This window comes from Actinokineospora xionganensis, from assembly GCF_014323725.1.
Lineage (GTDB): Bacteria > Actinomycetota > Actinomycetes > Mycobacteriales > Pseudonocardiaceae > Actinokineospora > Actinokineospora xionganensis.
Map to the genome: position 1 here is coordinate 300616 of NZ_JABVED010000002.1, position 15136 is coordinate 315751.

15 protein-coding genes are annotated in these 15136 nt (G+C 69.6%); 5 read left to right on the forward strand and 10 right to left on the reverse strand.

Annotated features, from left to right (window positions below):
- Nucleotides 1–188 precede the first annotated feature (188 nt).
- A complete protein-coding gene (locus GPZ80_RS05020; protein ID WP_187218559.1) occupies nt 189–1043 on the forward strand; it encodes a GNAT family N-acetyltransferase in 855 nt (284 codons plus the stop codon).
- Here the strand turns inward: GPZ80_RS05020 and GPZ80_RS05025 are convergent.
- Together GPZ80_RS05025 and GPZ80_RS05030 are read right to left on the reverse strand one after the other, a co-directional pair.
- Complete coding sequence (locus GPZ80_RS05025; RefSeq protein WP_187218560.1) at nt 1040–2044, reverse strand: NADP-dependent oxidoreductase; 1005 nt, start codon at nt 2042–2044, stop codon at nt 1040–1042. The genes GPZ80_RS05020 and GPZ80_RS05025 overlap by 4 nt on opposite strands.
- Nucleotides 2044–2484 carry an SRPBCC family protein gene (locus tag GPZ80_RS05030; protein ID WP_187218561.1) on the reverse strand — a complete coding sequence of 147 codons (441 nt, stop codon included), beginning with the start codon at nt 2482–2484 and terminating at the stop codon, nt 2044–2046. The genes GPZ80_RS05025 and GPZ80_RS05030 overlap by 1 nt, the downstream gene beginning before the upstream one ends.
- Before the next feature lie 43 nt (nt 2485–2527).
- On the opposite strand from GPZ80_RS05030, the gene GPZ80_RS05035 reads away from it, so the two are divergent.
- Nucleotides 2528–3664 carry an LOG family protein gene (locus tag GPZ80_RS05035; RefSeq protein WP_187218562.1) on the forward strand — a complete coding sequence of 379 codons (1137 nt, stop codon included), beginning with the start codon at nt 2528–2530 and terminating at the stop codon, nt 3662–3664.
- On the opposite strand, the gene GPZ80_RS05040 is transcribed toward GPZ80_RS05035, so the two are convergent.
- Nucleotides 3635–4327 carry a response regulator gene (locus GPZ80_RS05040; protein ID WP_312880121.1) on the reverse strand — a complete coding sequence of 231 codons (693 nt, stop codon included), beginning with the start codon at nt 4325–4327 and terminating at the stop codon, nt 3635–3637. The two genes, GPZ80_RS05035 and GPZ80_RS05040, sit on opposite strands and share 30 nt — an antisense overlap.
- A gap of 77 nt (nt 4328–4404) precedes the next feature.
- Nucleotides 4405–4947, reverse strand: a complete 543-nt coding sequence (locus tag GPZ80_RS05045) for a YbaK/EbsC family protein (protein WP_187218563.1) — start codon at nt 4945–4947, stop codon at nt 4405–4407.
- 227 nt (nt 4948–5174) lie between these two features.
- On the opposite strand from GPZ80_RS05045, the gene GPZ80_RS05050 reads away from it, so the two are divergent.
- The 3 genes from GPZ80_RS05050 (at nt 5175) to GPZ80_RS05060 (ending at nt 6714) form a co-directional block, all read left to right on the forward strand.
- On the forward strand, nt 5175–5495 hold the full coding sequence (locus tag GPZ80_RS05050; protein WP_187218564.1) for a protease inhibitor I42 family protein: 321 nt from the start codon (nt 5175–5177) through the stop codon (nt 5493–5495).
- 131 nt (nt 5496–5626) lie between these two features.
- Complete coding sequence (locus tag GPZ80_RS05055; RefSeq protein ID WP_187218565.1) at nt 5627–6232, forward strand: RNA polymerase sigma factor; 606 nt, start codon at nt 5627–5629, stop codon at nt 6230–6232.
- Nucleotides 6229–6714: a carboxypeptidase regulatory-like domain-containing protein gene (locus GPZ80_RS05060; protein WP_376771635.1), complete on the forward strand. Its 486-nt coding sequence runs from the start codon at nt 6229–6231 to the stop codon at nt 6712–6714. Before GPZ80_RS05055 ends, GPZ80_RS05060 begins: the two co-directional genes overlap by 4 nt.
- Nucleotides 6715–6822: 108 nt before the next feature.
- Here GPZ80_RS05060 and GPZ80_RS05065 read toward each other — a convergent pair whose 3' ends face one another.
- From GPZ80_RS05065 to GPZ80_RS05090, 6 genes are all read right to left on the reverse strand, one after another.
- The gene (locus GPZ80_RS05065) at nt 6823–9075 is read right to left on the reverse strand and encodes a HelD family protein (protein WP_187218566.1); all 2253 of its coding nucleotides are present in this window, start codon (nt 9073–9075) and stop codon (nt 6823–6825) included.
- 80 nt (nt 9076–9155) lie between these two features.
- The gene (locus GPZ80_RS05070; RefSeq protein WP_187218567.1) at nt 9156–10298 is read right to left on the reverse strand and encodes a CapA family protein; all 1143 of its coding nucleotides are present in this window, start codon (nt 10296–10298) and stop codon (nt 9156–9158) included.
- A gap of 132 nt (nt 10299–10430) precedes the next feature.
- Nucleotides 10431–11207, reverse strand: coding sequence for an SRPBCC family protein (locus tag GPZ80_RS05075; RefSeq protein ID WP_187218568.1), 777 nt, complete (start codon nt 11205–11207; stop codon nt 10431–10433).
- An 11-nt stretch (nt 11208–11218) separates the two neighbouring features.
- Nucleotides 11219–12073 carry an FAD binding domain-containing protein gene (locus tag GPZ80_RS05080; protein WP_187218569.1) on the reverse strand — a complete coding sequence of 285 codons (855 nt, stop codon included), beginning with the start codon at nt 12071–12073 and terminating at the stop codon, nt 11219–11221.
- Nucleotides 12070–14502: a xanthine dehydrogenase family protein molybdopterin-binding subunit gene (locus GPZ80_RS05085; RefSeq protein WP_187218570.1), complete on the reverse strand. Its 2433-nt coding sequence runs from the start codon at nt 14500–14502 to the stop codon at nt 12070–12072. The genes GPZ80_RS05080 and GPZ80_RS05085 overlap by 4 nt, the downstream gene beginning before the upstream one ends.
- Entirely contained in the window at nt 14499–15041 is a 543-nt protein-coding gene (locus GPZ80_RS05090; protein ID WP_187218571.1) for a (2Fe-2S)-binding protein, read from the reverse strand. Before GPZ80_RS05090 ends, GPZ80_RS05085 begins: the two co-directional genes overlap by 4 nt.
- Nucleotides 15042–15136 lie beyond the last annotated feature (95 nt).

Below are 15136 nucleotides of genomic sequence, written 5' to 3' on the forward strand. Positions count from 1 at the left end.
GCTCACGCGGCCTCGTGGGCGACGGTGAGCTGCCGGGCGTTCTGACTTGGCGATTCCAGGTTAGGTGGCGACCTTGGGTATGTCATTGCCCCTTTAGCGTGGGGATGAACGTTTGACGGCCAGCCTTTCGTGTGTTGTCCCGGTTAATTCGATTGCCTGCCAACGCCGAGTGTCGCCATGCTTTCCCCATGACCATCCGACCCGTCGACCAGGTTCCCACGACCGATCCCCGTTCACTGTCCCTTGTGGACCTGACTGCCTGCCTCGAGCTCGCGGACAACCGCGAATGGCCGTACGAGGACCGCAAGTGGGACTTCCTGCTGCGGGTAGGCCAGGGATACGGAATCGCCGACGCGGCCGGGAAACTGGCCGCGTCGGCCGTTCTCACGCGGTTCGGCGGGCTGGCGGCGATCAGCATGGTGCTCGTGGCCGATCGGTATGAGGGCCGTGGTCTCGGCAAACGGATCATGCGCCACCTGATCGCGGAAGCGGACGACAGCGTCGTCACGCTCTACGCGACCTCCAACGGCAGGCCACTCTACGAAAAGCTTGGCTTCCAAGCGGTTTCCGTCTGCGAGGTCATCCTCGGCCGCTTCACCGCAGCCGCGCCGAACACCACGCGCCTCGCGACCGCGCACGACCTGCCCGGCATCCTCAAGTTGGACGCCGAGGTGCTCGGGGTCGACCGGACGCACGTGCTGACCAGGCTGTCGGAGTACGCCGACCGCATCCGAGTCGTCGAGCGCGACGGGGCGATCACGGGTTACGCCGCCGCGAGCCGGGCGATGTCGACGCAGGACCACGTCCAGGTCGGCCCGGTGATCGCCCAAGACGAGGCCGACGCGCGCGCTCTCATCGCAGACCTGGCGGAAGGCGGCCGGATCCGCCTCGATCTCGACCCAAGGCAGCCCGACTTGCTCGCCTGGGGCAAGGAAAATGGCCTGGAAGTCCTCTTCCAGGCCACTTCCATGGTTCTCGGCGGCGTGCCCCTGCCCGGTGACCGCACCCGGCTGTTCGCGCCGCTACTCCAGGCGATCGGCTAGTCGACGAGCCGCACCAGCATCTTGCCCGTGTTGCCGCCGCTGAGCAGCGACAGGAACGCCTCCGGAGCGTTGCGCAGCCCGTCGACCACGGTCTCCGTGTAGCGCAATTCACCGGAGCGGACCCAGCCGCCGACCTCGCGGATGAAGTCCGCGCGGCGGGCCGAGTGGTCGCTGACCAGCATGCCGCGCATGGTAATGCGCTTGCCGACGATTTGCATGAGATTACGCGGCGCGGGCGTCGGCTCGGTCGCGTTGTAGAGCGAGATCATTCCGCACACGGCGATCCGGCCGTGCACGTTCATGGCCGAGATGGCGGCTTCCAAGTGGTCGCCACCGACGTTGTCGAAGTACACGTCGACGCCGTCGGGCGCCGCCGCGGCCAACTGCTCGCCGATCGGCGCCGCCTTGTAGTCGAGTGCCGCGTCGAAGCCGAGGTCGAGCAGGTGCTGGACCTTGTCCGGGCCGCCCGCACTGCCGATGACCCGCTTCGCCCCACGCAGCCGCGCGATCTGGCCGACGAGCGATCCGACAGCTCCCGCGGCGGCGGAGACGAAAATCGTGTCCCCGGAACGAAATTCCGCCACATCGAGCAGCCCGGCGTACGCCGTCAGCCCCGGCATGCCAAGCACGCCAAGGTAAGCGCCCAGCGGAGCGACCGCCGGGTCGACCTTGGCGACCGCATCCGCCCGCACGATCGCGTGGTCGCGCCACCCGCCCCCGTGCAGCACGAAATCACCGGCCGCCAATGAGTCCACAGTGGACTCGATGATCTCGCCGACCGCCCCGCCGTGCATCACCTCGCCGAGCGCATACGGCTCGGCGTAGGACTTCGCGGCGCTCATCCGTCCCCGCATGTACGGGTCGAGACTCATGACGTGGTTGCGCACCAAGACCTCACCCGCCGCCGGAGCGGGCAGCGGGGTCTCGACGAAAGCGAAGTTCTCCAGCCTCGGCACGCCCTTGGGCCTGCCGGCGAGATGCACTTCCAGGGCGGTGACCATCAGCTCTCCAGTTCGCGCTTCAGGTTGGCGAGGAGTTCGCCGTGAATGCGGCGCAGACCCGCGGGGGCGAAGATCCGCTCGAAGAACCCGCCGATGCCGTTCGCACCCTCCCAGGTCGTCACGACCCGCACGGTGCTCGTGTCCCCGGACCCCTCGACAGTCCAGGTGCTGATCAGCGTGGAGTTCTTGTCGGCCTCGACCAGCACGCCCGGCTGCGGTGCGCTGACCTCGACCAGGACGTCACGCACGCGCTTCGCGGTGGCCTGCAGCGTCCAGTGCACGACCGTGCCCGGGCCGGTGCCGCCAGAGCGGACCTCGTAGTCGCGGTAGTGCTCGGTGAGGATCTTCCCGCGCACGTCCGCGTAGTCCGCGACAGCGGCGCGAGCCTGCTCGACGGGCACATTGATCACCTGTTCGGCGACAGCCTGGACCTGGTTCATCGTTCTCCGTACCTCGAATCGGCGACGCCCGTACGCTACTCGCGTGCGGACTGAGATCACCGACCTGGACACGCTGCGCCGCCACCGCGCGGAGAAACGCGACCTGCGGGGAGTCGTGCTCGTCCGGCTCGACCTGACCGCCCGCGAGGACGACGCGCTGCTGCGCACGGCGCTCGACGGCGCCGTGTTCCTCGGCTGCCTCCTCACCCCGGAGGCCGCCAGGCGGGCCGAGGCGGCGGGCGCGCTGGCCTTCCCCGCCGTGCCGGACCTGCCATACGACATGTACCGGTCCACGCTCTACACCGCCACTGAGCTGTTCGACGGCTTCGACCCCGCACGCCCCGAGTCCTACGCGGACACCCCGGATGCCCGGATCTACCGCCACACCAAGGAAACCAAGCTCGACCCACTGCACGCGCTGACCGAGCGGCTGCACGACCACAGCATCTCCGAGGCCCTCGCCGACGCCATGACAGGTCACCCGGTGGCGGTGATGGGCGGCCACGCGCTGACCCGCGATTCCCCCGGATACCGCGAGGCGGTCGACCTCGGCGTCACCCTCGGCCAGGAGGGATTCACCGTGCTGACCGGCGGCGGCCCGGGCGCCATGGAGGCCGTCCCTTTGGGCGTGCGGCTGTCCCAGTCGTCCTCTGTGGACGAGGTGGTGCGGTCGCTCGCCATCGCGCCGAAGTTCGCGAGCGGTTCCACGGTGGACGCGAGCGAGATCGGCCACTGGCTGGCCGCGGGCCTCGCGGTGGACCTGCCGGTCGACCACACCCCGCGCACGATCGGCATCCCCACGTGGTTCTACGGCCACGAGCCGCCCAACCCGTTCTGCGAGCTGCACGCGAAGTACTTCGCCAACTCGGTGCGGGAGGACGGCCTGCTGACCATCGCCACCGGCGGCATCGTCTACACGCCGGGCAGCGCTGGCACGGTCCAGGAGGTCTTCCAGGACTACACGCAGAACCACTACTCGTCGATCGGCCCGCCAGCGCCGATGATCTTCCTCGGCAGCCGCTTCTGGAACGAGGACGTGCCCGCCGCTCCCCTGGTCCGCAGGCTCGCGCGCGGGCGCGAAGCCGAGCCATGGATCATGGTCACCGACGACATCGACGAGGCCGTGACCCTGCTGCGGGCCTACGCCAAGTCAGTCCAGCAGGCCGGCGCGCTGCGCTAGGACCGCCGCGGTGACCCGGTTCGAGCAGCCGGTGGCCGCCAGGATCTCCGAGACGTAGCCGCGCACCGTCGAGTCCGACAGGCGCAGCTCCTCGGCGATCTCGTTGTTGCTGCGCCCCATGCCGACCAACCGCAGGACGTCGCGCAGGCGCGCGGAGAGCCGGGCGACCTCGGCGGCGGCGCCGATGCGGTCGAGGTGGTGGGAGGCAAGGTGGCCCATCAGGTCGTGGGTCAGCGTCGGGTCGAGGACCGCCCCGCCGCGGGCCGCGACACGGACCGCGCGCACCAGCTCGGCCGGGTCGACGTGCTTGAGCAGGAAGCCCTTCGCGCCCAGTCGCAGTGCCGAGGCGACGGCCTGGTCGGCGTGGAACGTGGTGAGAACCACCACAGCGGGCATGGTGGGGAGCCTGCGCAGCTCGCGGAGCGCGTCGAGACCATCCATCCGGGGCATCTTCAGGTCCAGCAGCAGGACGTCGAGGTCCTGGGTGCGGGCCAGCTGCAGCGCCTCGCCGCCGTCGGCTCCCTCGCCGACGACGTGCAGGTCAGGGGCCGAGCTGAGGATCTTGGAGACGAACGCGCGCGCCATCGGCTCGTCGTCGACCACGCCCACGCGAACGGTGGCCCGCTCCGCGGTCAGACCGTCCACATCGAACTGCGCCGTCACGGCACGCCCCTTTCAAGGTTCTCCGGCAAATGGGACCTGACCAGGCACGTTCTCGGCTACCGACGTTCGTAGGTACTTCAGCGGGCGAGGTCGTCGATGACCTCCGCGCCCGGGAGCGCGGCGAGCACGCCACCCGGGACGAACAGCTTGCTGCCGCGGATTCCGCTCCCGATGACAAGTTCGGGCGCGGCGGCGACGGCGGCGTCGATGAGCAGCGGCCAGTCTGCGGGCAGCCCGATCGGGGTGATGCCGCCGTAGGCCATGCCGGTCGCCTCGACCGCGCGGTCCATCGGCGCGAACGACGCCTTGCGCACGTCAAGCCTGCGGCGGGCGACGCCGTTGACGTCGACGCGGGTGGTGGCGAGCACCAGGCAGGCGGCGAGCTTCTCGTCGCCGCCGCGTTTGCCGAGCACGACGACGCAGTTGGCCGACGCGGTGAGGGGCGAGCCGTAGGCGTGGCAGAACGCGGCCGTGTCGGCCAGGTCGGGATCGATGCGGGCCACGCCGACACGGTCTGCGCCGTCCAGGGTGGCAAGCGCTTTCGCCACGGGCTCGGCCAGGAGATCGGCGTGGTCCAGGGCGGGAACGACGTTCAGGCTTCCGGCGATGTTCCAGATCACTCGCCCAGATTAGTCACGGTGGTTGCCGGGGATCGGCAAATTGGCCGGTCGGGGACGTATCCAGGCTGGTCCAGCGTGCTCTTACAGGTGTCCGGAGAAATATTCAGACCGCGAGGAGTGGCGATGAATCCCGCCCCGACAAGGGTGTCGGCTGCCCAGACGAGCCCGGAGCCGCGATTCGGCGACGGCCCGTCCCCGGTCTGATCCCATGTGTAGAGGAGCCACCGATGGCGCTGGTTCACCTGTCGGCGACAGACGCCGACGGGCCGACGGAGCTGCACCGCGGGGACACGGTGGAGCTGCGGTTGCCGGAGTCGCTGAGCACCGGTTACCGCTGGCGCTGGCGACTGCCGGTGACGCTGCGGATGGTGGCCGACGAGCACGTCACGCACCCCGGCGCGAAGGTGGACATACGGGGCTCGGCGGGCGTGCGCAGGCTCGCGTTCGACGTGACGGCGGCGGGTTCGCACGAACTCCGCGCCGAACTCGCCCGGCCGTGGGAGGGCGAGGCACAGCAGGCACTCACCTTCGTACTCCACGCACAGTGATGAAGACCTGGGGTTGGCTCACCAGTTCGGGTGAGGCGAATCCGGATGCGACGCATCGGCCCACTTCAGAGCGATGTAACCATTGGCACGAGAATGCACAACCCCGGCAGACGGAAGATGGGGTGGGAGCGGTGACCGAGCTCCGCACGGTAGGGACCAATCCGCCCTGGGAAGGGCTGGAGGGGTCAGACCGGCATGCGGCGTGCTTGATCGCGGCACGCGGCGGCAACAAGGGCGCGCTCGACGTCCTCGTGGCCGAGCTGACGCCGTTGGTCTGGCATGTCGCGCGCGGCACGGGCCTTGACCGGTCCGCGGCCGAAGACGTCGTGCAGACGGTGTGGCTGGCGCTGCTGCGCCATGTCGACCGACTCACCGAACCCCGCGCGCTGGTCGGCTGGCTGATCACGACCGCCCGACGGGAGGCGAACCGGACCCGCCAGCGCGGCAACGGTCAGATCGAGCTGTCGCCGGAGATCGCCGAGCACGTGCTCAGCACCGAGCCCATGCCCGAGGCCGAAGTCCTGCGCACCGAACGCGACCACAAGCTGTGGGCCGCTTTCCGCAAGCTCCCACCGCGCTGCCAGGAGCTGCTGCGCCTGACGGTGCTGGCGGGCCGGGCCGAATACCGAGTGGTCGCCGACCGGATGGGGATGCCGCACGGCAGCATCGGCCCCACCCGCGGTCGGTGCCTGAGCTCGCTGCGCGACTTGTACGACAATGGGGACGGGGTCAAATGAGAACCAAGGACGAGCACGAGATGGAACCAGCCGAGCGGGACTACTGGCTGGCCCAGGTCGCCCATCTGGTCGACGAACTGGATCCGGTGCCCGTCGGCCTCGTCGAGCGGGCCCAGTTCGCCATCGCCATCGAGGACATCGACGCCGAGGTCGAACTGGAGGCCGCACGCTGGGCCGACCAGCGGCCCCTGGTCGGTGTGCGCAGCGGGGCGCCCGGGACGATCACGTTCTTCGTCGGCGACCTCACTGTCATGGTCAACGTGACCCGCACCGGCGAGCGCCAGCGGATTGACGGCTGGCTGGTGCCCGCGGGTGAGCATGGGGTTGAGGTCCGGGTCGCCGATCATGGGTCGACCGCGACGACGGCGGACGAGGGTGGGCGGTTCGTGCTTACTGAGGTGCCGCGGGGGACGACGCAGATTTTGGTGCGGATGAATGGTGGGAAGCCTCGGACTGTGGTCACGCCTACTGTCGTGCTCTGACGGTCTTCCGGACCCTTTGGTGGGGTGCCTGTTTGTCTTGGCCCCTTGTATTTTTGCTGGTGGTGGCGCATTTCCAGGTGCACGGAGGGCGTGGCGGGGTCGTCCGTCCTATGCCAGCTTGGCCAGCGAGGGGGGAAGATCTTCAGCGTGGATTATGCCGACCTGTTGGGTTGCTCGGGTCAAGGCGACGTAGAGGTCGTTGAGGCCGCGTGGGGATTCCGCGACTACCTTTGAAGGCTCGACCAAGAGAACCGAGTCGAATTCCAGGCCTTTTGACTGGCGCACTGTCAGCACCACGATCTTGTTCTCCAGGTCGGGCTGGTCCCCCACTGCGGCGTCCGGTACTTGGGCCACCACGGCCGCACCGATCTCGGCCACCAGCGACTCCGGGGCGAGGACGGCGAGCGTCCCGGGGCCCACGTTCTCGGCGGCCAGGCGGGCCACGGTTTCCGGCAGGGCTGCGGACTCGACCTCGCGTCGCCAGGGTGGGACGCCGGTCTCGCGGACTGAGCGAGGTGGCTCGACATCCGCCGCGAGTTCGGCGAGGACGTCGGCCGCGATCGTCATCACCTCGGCGGGCGTGCGGTAGTTCACCGTCAGTTCGGCCAGCCGCCAGCGGTCCTCGACGTATGGCGCGAGGGTGTCGGCCCAGGAGTCGGCGCCTGCCAGGTCGCCGGTTTGGGCGACATCGCCTACCAAGGTCATCGAGCGGGACGGGCAGCGGCGCATCAGCACGCGCCAAGCCATGGCGGAGAGTTCCTGGGCCTCGTCGACGATGACGTGGCCGAACGTCCAGCTGCGGTCGGCCGCGGCCCGCTCGGCGGCCGTGCGGTGGTCCTCGTTGTCGTGGCGGGCGGCGAGTCGGCCCGCGTCGATGAGGTCGTAGGCGGTGAGGATGTCCGGGTCGGCGTCGTCCTCCATCTGCAGGATGTCGAGGACGCCTTGGGCGTAGTCCTGTTCCTCGCGGCGGCGGCGGGCTGCCTGCGCTCGTTCGGCGGCGTCGTCGACGCCGAGGAGTTCGGCGGCCTCGTCGAGCAGGGCGGCGTCGGCGGCGGTCCAGCCGAGGCCGGGGTCGCGCAGGAGGAGGTCGCGCTCCGGGATGTCGGGCATCGCGGTGGCGAGCCGGTCGGGACTCGCGTAGAGGTCGGACAGGAACCGCTGCGGGCTGAGCTTCGGCCACAGCTGGTCGATGGCGTCCTGTACTTCCTGCTCTTCGCCCAGTTCGCGGCGGATGTCGGCGAGGTCGGCTTCGTCGAGGAACTCGGCGCCGAGCCGCTCGGCCTCCTGCCGGGCCAGTGCGGCGATGATCTCGCCCGCGAAGATCGGGCGGGCCTCGTTGTGGGTGCGCCGGGAGCGCCTCGCCCGGCTTCGGGCGGCGGCGACGGTGTCGCGTTCGAGGATCATCTCCTCGCGTTCGACGATCAGGACCATGGGTTCGTCGGGGAGTTCCTGGCGGTCGCGCACGGCCCGGCGCAGCGCTTCGACCATGGACAGGCGGCCCTTGATCTCGGCCGCCGCGGCGGGCTCCGGGCGGGTGCCGTTCTCGCCGGGGTAGAGCTCGCCGACGGTCTGGAGGAGCACACCGGTCTCACCGAGCGACGGCAGCACCTGTCCGATGTAGCGAAGGAAGGTCGCATTGGGGCCGATGATCAGCACGCCGCGGCGGGAGAGTTGCTCGCGGAAGGTGTAGAGCAGGTACGCGGCGCGGTGCAGGGCGACCGCGGTCTTGCCGGTGCCGGGGCCACCCTGGACGACGAGGACCCCGTTGAGGCCGGAGCGGATGATCTCGTCCTGCTCGGCCTGGATGGTCTCGACGATGTCGCCCATCCGGCCGGTGCGGCTCGCGTTGAGGGCGGAGAGGAGGGCGACCTCGCCGGTGACGCCCTCGTGCACGTGCTGCTCGCCCGCGCCGAGGTCGAGGACCTCGTCGTCGACGCCGGTGACCTTGCGGCGGCTGGTCCGGATGTGGCGGCGCCTGCGCACGCCGTCCGGGGAGGCGGCGGTGGCCAGGTAGAACGGGCGGGCGGCGGGCGCGCGCCAATCGAGCAGGAGCGGCTCGTAATCGTCTTCCTCGTCGAAAAGACCGATCCGGCCGATATAGCTGCGACTTTCGTCGGCGAAGTCAAGCCTACCGAAACACAGGCCGTTCTCGACCGCGTTGTAATGCGCCAACCGCTCACCGTAATGAACGGTCGCGGCGTCGCGCTGGGTCATTGCCTGCGGATTGCTGCTGGTCTCACGCAGGGTCTTGGCCAGGCGGAGGTCCGCGTCAGCGCGGAGATCGTCGAGGTGCGTGTAGAGCAGGGAAACGTATTCCTGCTCACCGTCGATCTCAGTTGACAAACGCCCTCCACTTGCCATATAATTCAATTCATCGGCACCCTTATGGGTGCCATTCTTGTGCGAACGTCAAATATAGCGCACGGAAACACCACGCGATTTCAGCCGCCCGGTCGGGTCAATCCGTCGGTGGCCGCGTCCCGGCTCAGCACGACGCCGTCGGTGCGCTTGAGCGCCTGTTCCTTGCGCGCGGCCGACACCTCGGTGTCGCTGGTGAGATCGCGCAGCCGGATCGGCGGGCCCAGGTCGACCAACGTCGGCAGGTACTCCGCCTGGTCGACGGTCCAGCCCTGGCCCGACTTCACGAAGCGGAACCGGGCGAGGACGCCTTCCTCGGTGGTGCCTTTCGGCTCCTCGTGCCTGGCGACCTGGTTGCCGAGCCCGTAGGTGACCCACTTGCCGTTGATCCGCTCGAAGGGCTGCACCACGTGCGCGTGGTGACCGATGATCACGTCGATCGACGGGTCGCCGAGCAGCCGCTGGGCGATCTTGCGCTGGTCGGCGGTCGGCTCGTGCTTGCCCTCGATGCCCCAGTGGATGCTCGCGACGACCACCTCGGCGCCCGCATCCCTGGCCCGCTTCGCCTCGGCGATGACCGCCGCCGGGTCCAGCAGGTTGGCCATCCACGGCGTGGGGCGGGTCGTGCCCTTGTTGAAGGCGAACGTGTAGGACACGAAGCCGACCTTGACCCCGGCCACGTCCCGGACCAGCGGCTTCGCCGCCTCGGCGGCCGAGCGGGCCGACCCGGTGTGCTGGATCTTGGCGTCGTCGAGCGCGTCGAGCGTGTTGGCGACACCCTCCGCGCCCTGGTCCATCGTGTGGTTCGAGGCGGTCGAGCAGACGTCGAAACCGCTCTGCACCAGGCCGGTGGCGAGTTCGGGCGGGGCGTAGAAGGTCGGGTAGCCCTTGAACGGGCCCTTCGCGGTGGCGATCGGGACTTCGAGGTGGCAGAGAGCCAGATCGGCCTGCTCCAGCACCGGCTTGATCCCCGCGAAGAGGGGCGCGTAGTCGCGCTTGCCGTTGCCGTCCTCGGTGGCCTGCTCGGTGAGGGCGGGGTGGATGAGCACATCGCCGCCCGCGATCAGGGTGAAGGAGCCCGCGGGAGCGACGGTCGTCGTGGTCGGCGGGATCGCGGCGGAAGGCGTGGAGGCCGCGGACGGGACGGGAGCGACCTCGGTGCAGCCCGCGGCGGCGGTGAGCAGGGCACAACCGATCAGACCAGCGGTGACTCGGCTCCTGCGCACGATCGGCACGTTACTGGACCTGTGGTCGCCCCGGACGAACGGCAGGGGCTCGCGGGCACCTGCCAGTCGACGTCCACGTGCCCAGGCGACCTCGACGCGGGTCGGGACGCCACGCGGGGCCGGGTGAGGTGATCACTGTCTGCGGCGGAGGATCACCACCAACACCACCACCACTGCGGCGACCACAGCCGGGAGCAGGCGTTTCTTCAGCGAGTGCCCGGCGATCTCCATGAGGTCGATGGGTTCGGCCTCAAATTCGGGGACCGAGCGCAGGACACGGGACGGCGTGGGTTGGGTCGGGATCTCCGGGACCGCCTGGCGCTCGTCGGTCTTGATGGAGGCAGGCTCGGGATCGCCGTGGCCGGGCGAATCGGCGGACCCCATGGAGGCACTCGGCGGGTCGCCGCCCGGTGGTGACAGCCGGGCGGTCGAAGCGGCGACGGTGGTGTCGACGGCGGCGTCAGTGTCGGGGCCGAGCTTCTTCGCGAGGCAGTCGGCGAAGGTGGTGAGGATCTTGGCGCCCACCTCGGAGATCAGGCCCCGGCCGAACTGGGCGGGCTTGCCGGTGATGGCGAGGTCCGTGCGGACTTCGCCGTCCGTCTTGACGCCGTTCTCGACGAGGGTGACCGTGACGGTCGCCGTGGCGGTGCCGTTGCCGCGAGAGTCCTTGCCGGACGCTTTGATGGTGGCCCGGTGTGCGTCTTCGTCGGTTTCGACGAATTCACCCGAACCCTTGTAGAGCAACGAGATCGGGCCCACCTTCACCTTCACCGTGCCGGCGAAGGTGGTGCCCGAGTACTCGGTCAGGGTGGCGCCCGGCAGGCAGGGCGCCACCCGTTCCGGGTCCATGAGGGCGGCCCAGACGGTGCCGATGTCGGCTGGGACCGTGAACCGGTGGTCCAACTGCACTGGACTGCCTCCTAGACGCCCGCTGCGGCGGTCAGGGCGCGCGACGTGAGGACGCGCGCCAGGTGTTGGCGGTAGGCGGGGTCGGCGTTGCCGTCGGTGGTGGGCGAAGTGCCTTCCGCGGCGTGTTCGGCCGCCGATTTGATGTTCTCGGCGGTGGCCTGCTTGCCGATCAGGGCGTCCTCGACGGCGGTGGCGCGGATCGGGACCGAGGCCATGTTGGTCAAGGCGATGCGGGCCTCGGCGATCTTCCCGGCCTCGGCGCGGACCGTGGCGGCGACGCCGACGATGGACCACGCCTGGGCGACGCGTTGGAACTTCTCGTAGTGGGCGGTCCAGCCCGTGTGTTTCGGGACGTGGACCTCGACCAGGATTTCCGCCTGGTGCAGGGCGGTGGTGAAGAAGTCGACAAAGAAGTCGGCCGCCGACACCGTACGCCGACCGTCCATTCCGGACACGATGAAGCGGGCGTCGAGGGCGAGCGCCGGGGCGAGCAGGTCTCCGGCCGGGTCGGCGTGGGCCAGTGACCCGCCGAACGTGCCGCGGTGGCGCACCTGCGGGTCGGCCACCGTGTCCGTGGCGAGCTTGATCAGTTCGGCGTGTTCGGCCACCAGTGGGTCGCGCTGGACGTCGTAGTGGGTGGTCATCGCGCCGATCACGAGGTGGTCGCCGCCGTCGCGCACGCCGCGCATCTCCGGGATCCGGCCGAGGTCGATGAGTTTGGTCGGCGCGGCCAGGCGCATGCGCAGCACGGGGAGCAGGCTCTGGCCGCCCGCGATCACCTTGGCCTCGTCGCCCGCCTCGGCCAACGCCCGCACGGCGCTGTCGACCGTGGTGGGTGCGACGTAGTCGAAAGCCGCCGGGATCATCGCGAACCTCCAGCCGTGTCGATCGAGCCGAGCCCGCCGCCCGCTTCGCCGCGGATGCCGCTCTCGGCCGTGGACGCGCCCTGGATCGCCGACCAGACGCGCATGGGGGTGCAGGGCATCGGGATGTCGCGGACACCCAGGTGCCGGACGGCGTCGATCACGGCGTTGACCACCGCCGGTGTCGACGCGATGGTGCCCGCCTCGCCGACCCCCTTGACGCCCAGGGCGTTCGTCGTCGACGGGCTCACCGTGCGGTCGGTGACGAAGGACGGCAGGTCGACCGCGGACGGGACCAGGTAGTCGGCGAAGGTGCCCGTGGTGAGGGTGCCGGTCTCGTCGTGGATGGCCTCCTCGTAGAGGGCTTGCGCCAGTCCTTGGGCGAGACCGCCGTGGACTTGGCCGTCGACGATCATCGGGTTGATGACCTTGCCGATGTCGTCCACGCACACGTACTTGCGGATCTTCACGTGCCCGGTCTCGGTGTCGACCTCCGTCGCGCACAGGTGGGTGCCGTGCGGGAACGAGAAGTTCTCCGGGTCGAATGTGGCCTCGGCGTCGAGCGAGGGCTCGATGCCGTCGGGCAGGTCGTGGGCGGCGAACACGGCCAGCGCGACATCGGTGATGCCGGTGGACTTGTCGGTCCCGCGGACGGTGAACTGGCCGCCTGCGAACTGGAGGTCGTCCTCGGCGCACTCCATCAGGTGCGCGGCGATCTTGCGCGCCTTCGCGATCACTTTCTCCCCGGCCTTGAGCACGGCCATCGCGCCGACGGTCAGGGAGCGCGAGCCGTAGGTGTCGAGGCCTCTGGGCGAGATCTGGGTGTCGCCGTGCAGGACCTCGATGTGGTCGAACGGCACGCCGAGCTGGTCGGCGACGATCTGGCTCCACGCCGTCTCGTGGCCCTGGCCGTGCGGCGACGAGCCGGTGACCACCTCGACCTTGCCGCTGGGCAGCATGCGGATGGCCGCGTGTTCCCAGCCGCCCGCGCCGTAGGCCAGCGAGCCGAGGACCCGCGAGGGCGCGAGCCCGCACATCTCGGTGAACGTCGACGTCCCGATGCCGAGCTGCACGACGTCACCGCGCCGGCGACGTTCCTGCTGTTCGGCGCGCAGGCCGTCGTAGTCGAAGAGTTCCTTCGCGCGGGCGGTCGCCGCCTCATAGTCGCCGGAGTCGTACGTCATCCCGGCGACGGTGGTGAAGGGGAACTCGTCGTTCTTGATCCAGTTCTGCTCGCGGACCGCGATCGGGTCCATGTCCAGCTCGGCGGCGAGTTCGTCCATCAGGCGCTCGATGGCGAAGGTTGCCTCCGGCCTGCCCGCGCCGCGGTAGGCGTCGGTCGGAGTCTTGTTCGTGAAGACGTTGGTGCAGGCGAACCGGTACGCCGGGAACTTGTAGATCGCGTTGAACATGAACGCGCCCAGGATCGGCACACCCGGTGTCACCAGGCGGAGGTAGGCGCCCATGTCGGCGAGGAGTTCGACCTTGAGGCCGGTGACGGTGCCGTCGCGGCGGGCGGCGAGGGTGAGCTTCTGGAGCTGGTCGCGGCCGTGGTGGGCCGACACCAGCGACTCGGAGCGGGACTCGGTCCACTTCACCGGCTTGCCCAGTCGCTTGGCGGCGAGCAGGCAGACGACCTCTTCCGGCGTGACCTGGAGTTTGCCGCCGAACCCGCCGCCGACGTCGGGGGCGATGACGCGGATCTTGTGCTCGGGGGTGTTCGTGGTCAGCGCGAGCATGAGCCGCAGGATGTGCGGGATCTGGGTGGAGGACCAGACCGTGAGCTGTTCGCCGGTCGGGTCGACCACGACCGAGCGCGGCTCCATGAACGACGGGATCAGCCGCTGCTGGCGGAAGGTGCGCTCGATCAGCACCTCCGCGCCCGCGATGGCCTCCTCGACGTCGGACCCGGTGCCCGCCTCGGCCGAGTCGAACACCCACAGCGCGGACTTGTTGGTGCCGAGGTCCGGGTGCACCAGGTCGGCGTCGTCGATGGCGGTGGCCAGGTCGAGCACCACGGGCAGTTCGTCGTAGTCGACATCGATGACTTCCAGCGCGTCGTGCGCCTCTGCCTTGCTCCGGGCGATCACCACGGCGATCGCCTCACCGGCGAAGTTGACCGTGTCGACCGCGAGGGACGGCGCGGGCGGCGCCTTCATGTCCTCGGTGATCGGCCACGCGCACGGCAGGCTGCCCTGTTCCTCGGCGAGGTCCGCGCCGGTCAGGATCGCGATGACCCCGGGCTTCGTCTTGGCGGCGGACGTGTCGATCGACGCGATTCGCGCGTGGGCGGAGGTGCTGCGCAGGAAGGCCACGTGCAGCAGCCCGGGCAGTGTCAGGTTGTCGGTCCACCGGGTGCGGCCGGTGATAAGGCGGGCGTCCTCCTTGCGGAGCCGGGACCGGCCGACTTCCGGTTCGACGGTCGCGGTCATCGCTCGCCTCCGGAGATCTGGCTCTTCGTGCGGCTGACGTGCGGTTCGTCGACCCGCTCGACCTCCGGGCCCGCGCCCGGCCGCATCTGGTGAGCGGCGTCGCGGACGGCTTTGACGATGTTCTGATAGCCCGTGCAGCGACACAGGTTGCCTTCAAGGCCGTGGCGGACCGCGGCTTCGTCGGGGTCGGGGTTGTCGGCGAGGAGATCGATCGACTGCATGATCATTCCGGGCGTGCAGAACCCGCACTGCAGCGCGTGGTTGTCGTGGAAGGCCTGCTGGACCGGGTGGAGCTTGCCGTCGCGGGCCAGCCCCTCGATGGTGGTGACCTCGCTGCCGTGGGCTTGGACGGCGAGCACGGAACAGGACTTCACGCTGTGGCCGTCCAGGTGGACGGTGCAGGAGCCGCAGTTGCTGGTGTCGCAGCCGACGACGGTGCCGACCTTGCCGAGCTTGTCGCGCAGGTAGTGCACGAGCAGCTGGCGGGGCTCGACGTCGTCGGCGTACTCGATGCCGTCGACGGTGACGGTGATGCGCATCGTGCCTCCAAGCGAACACGCCCGCTGGAGCCGGGCTGGCGGAGAACGGACCGAGCCCAATGTGCGTGACCGGGCTCACACCCGAGCGTGCCCCT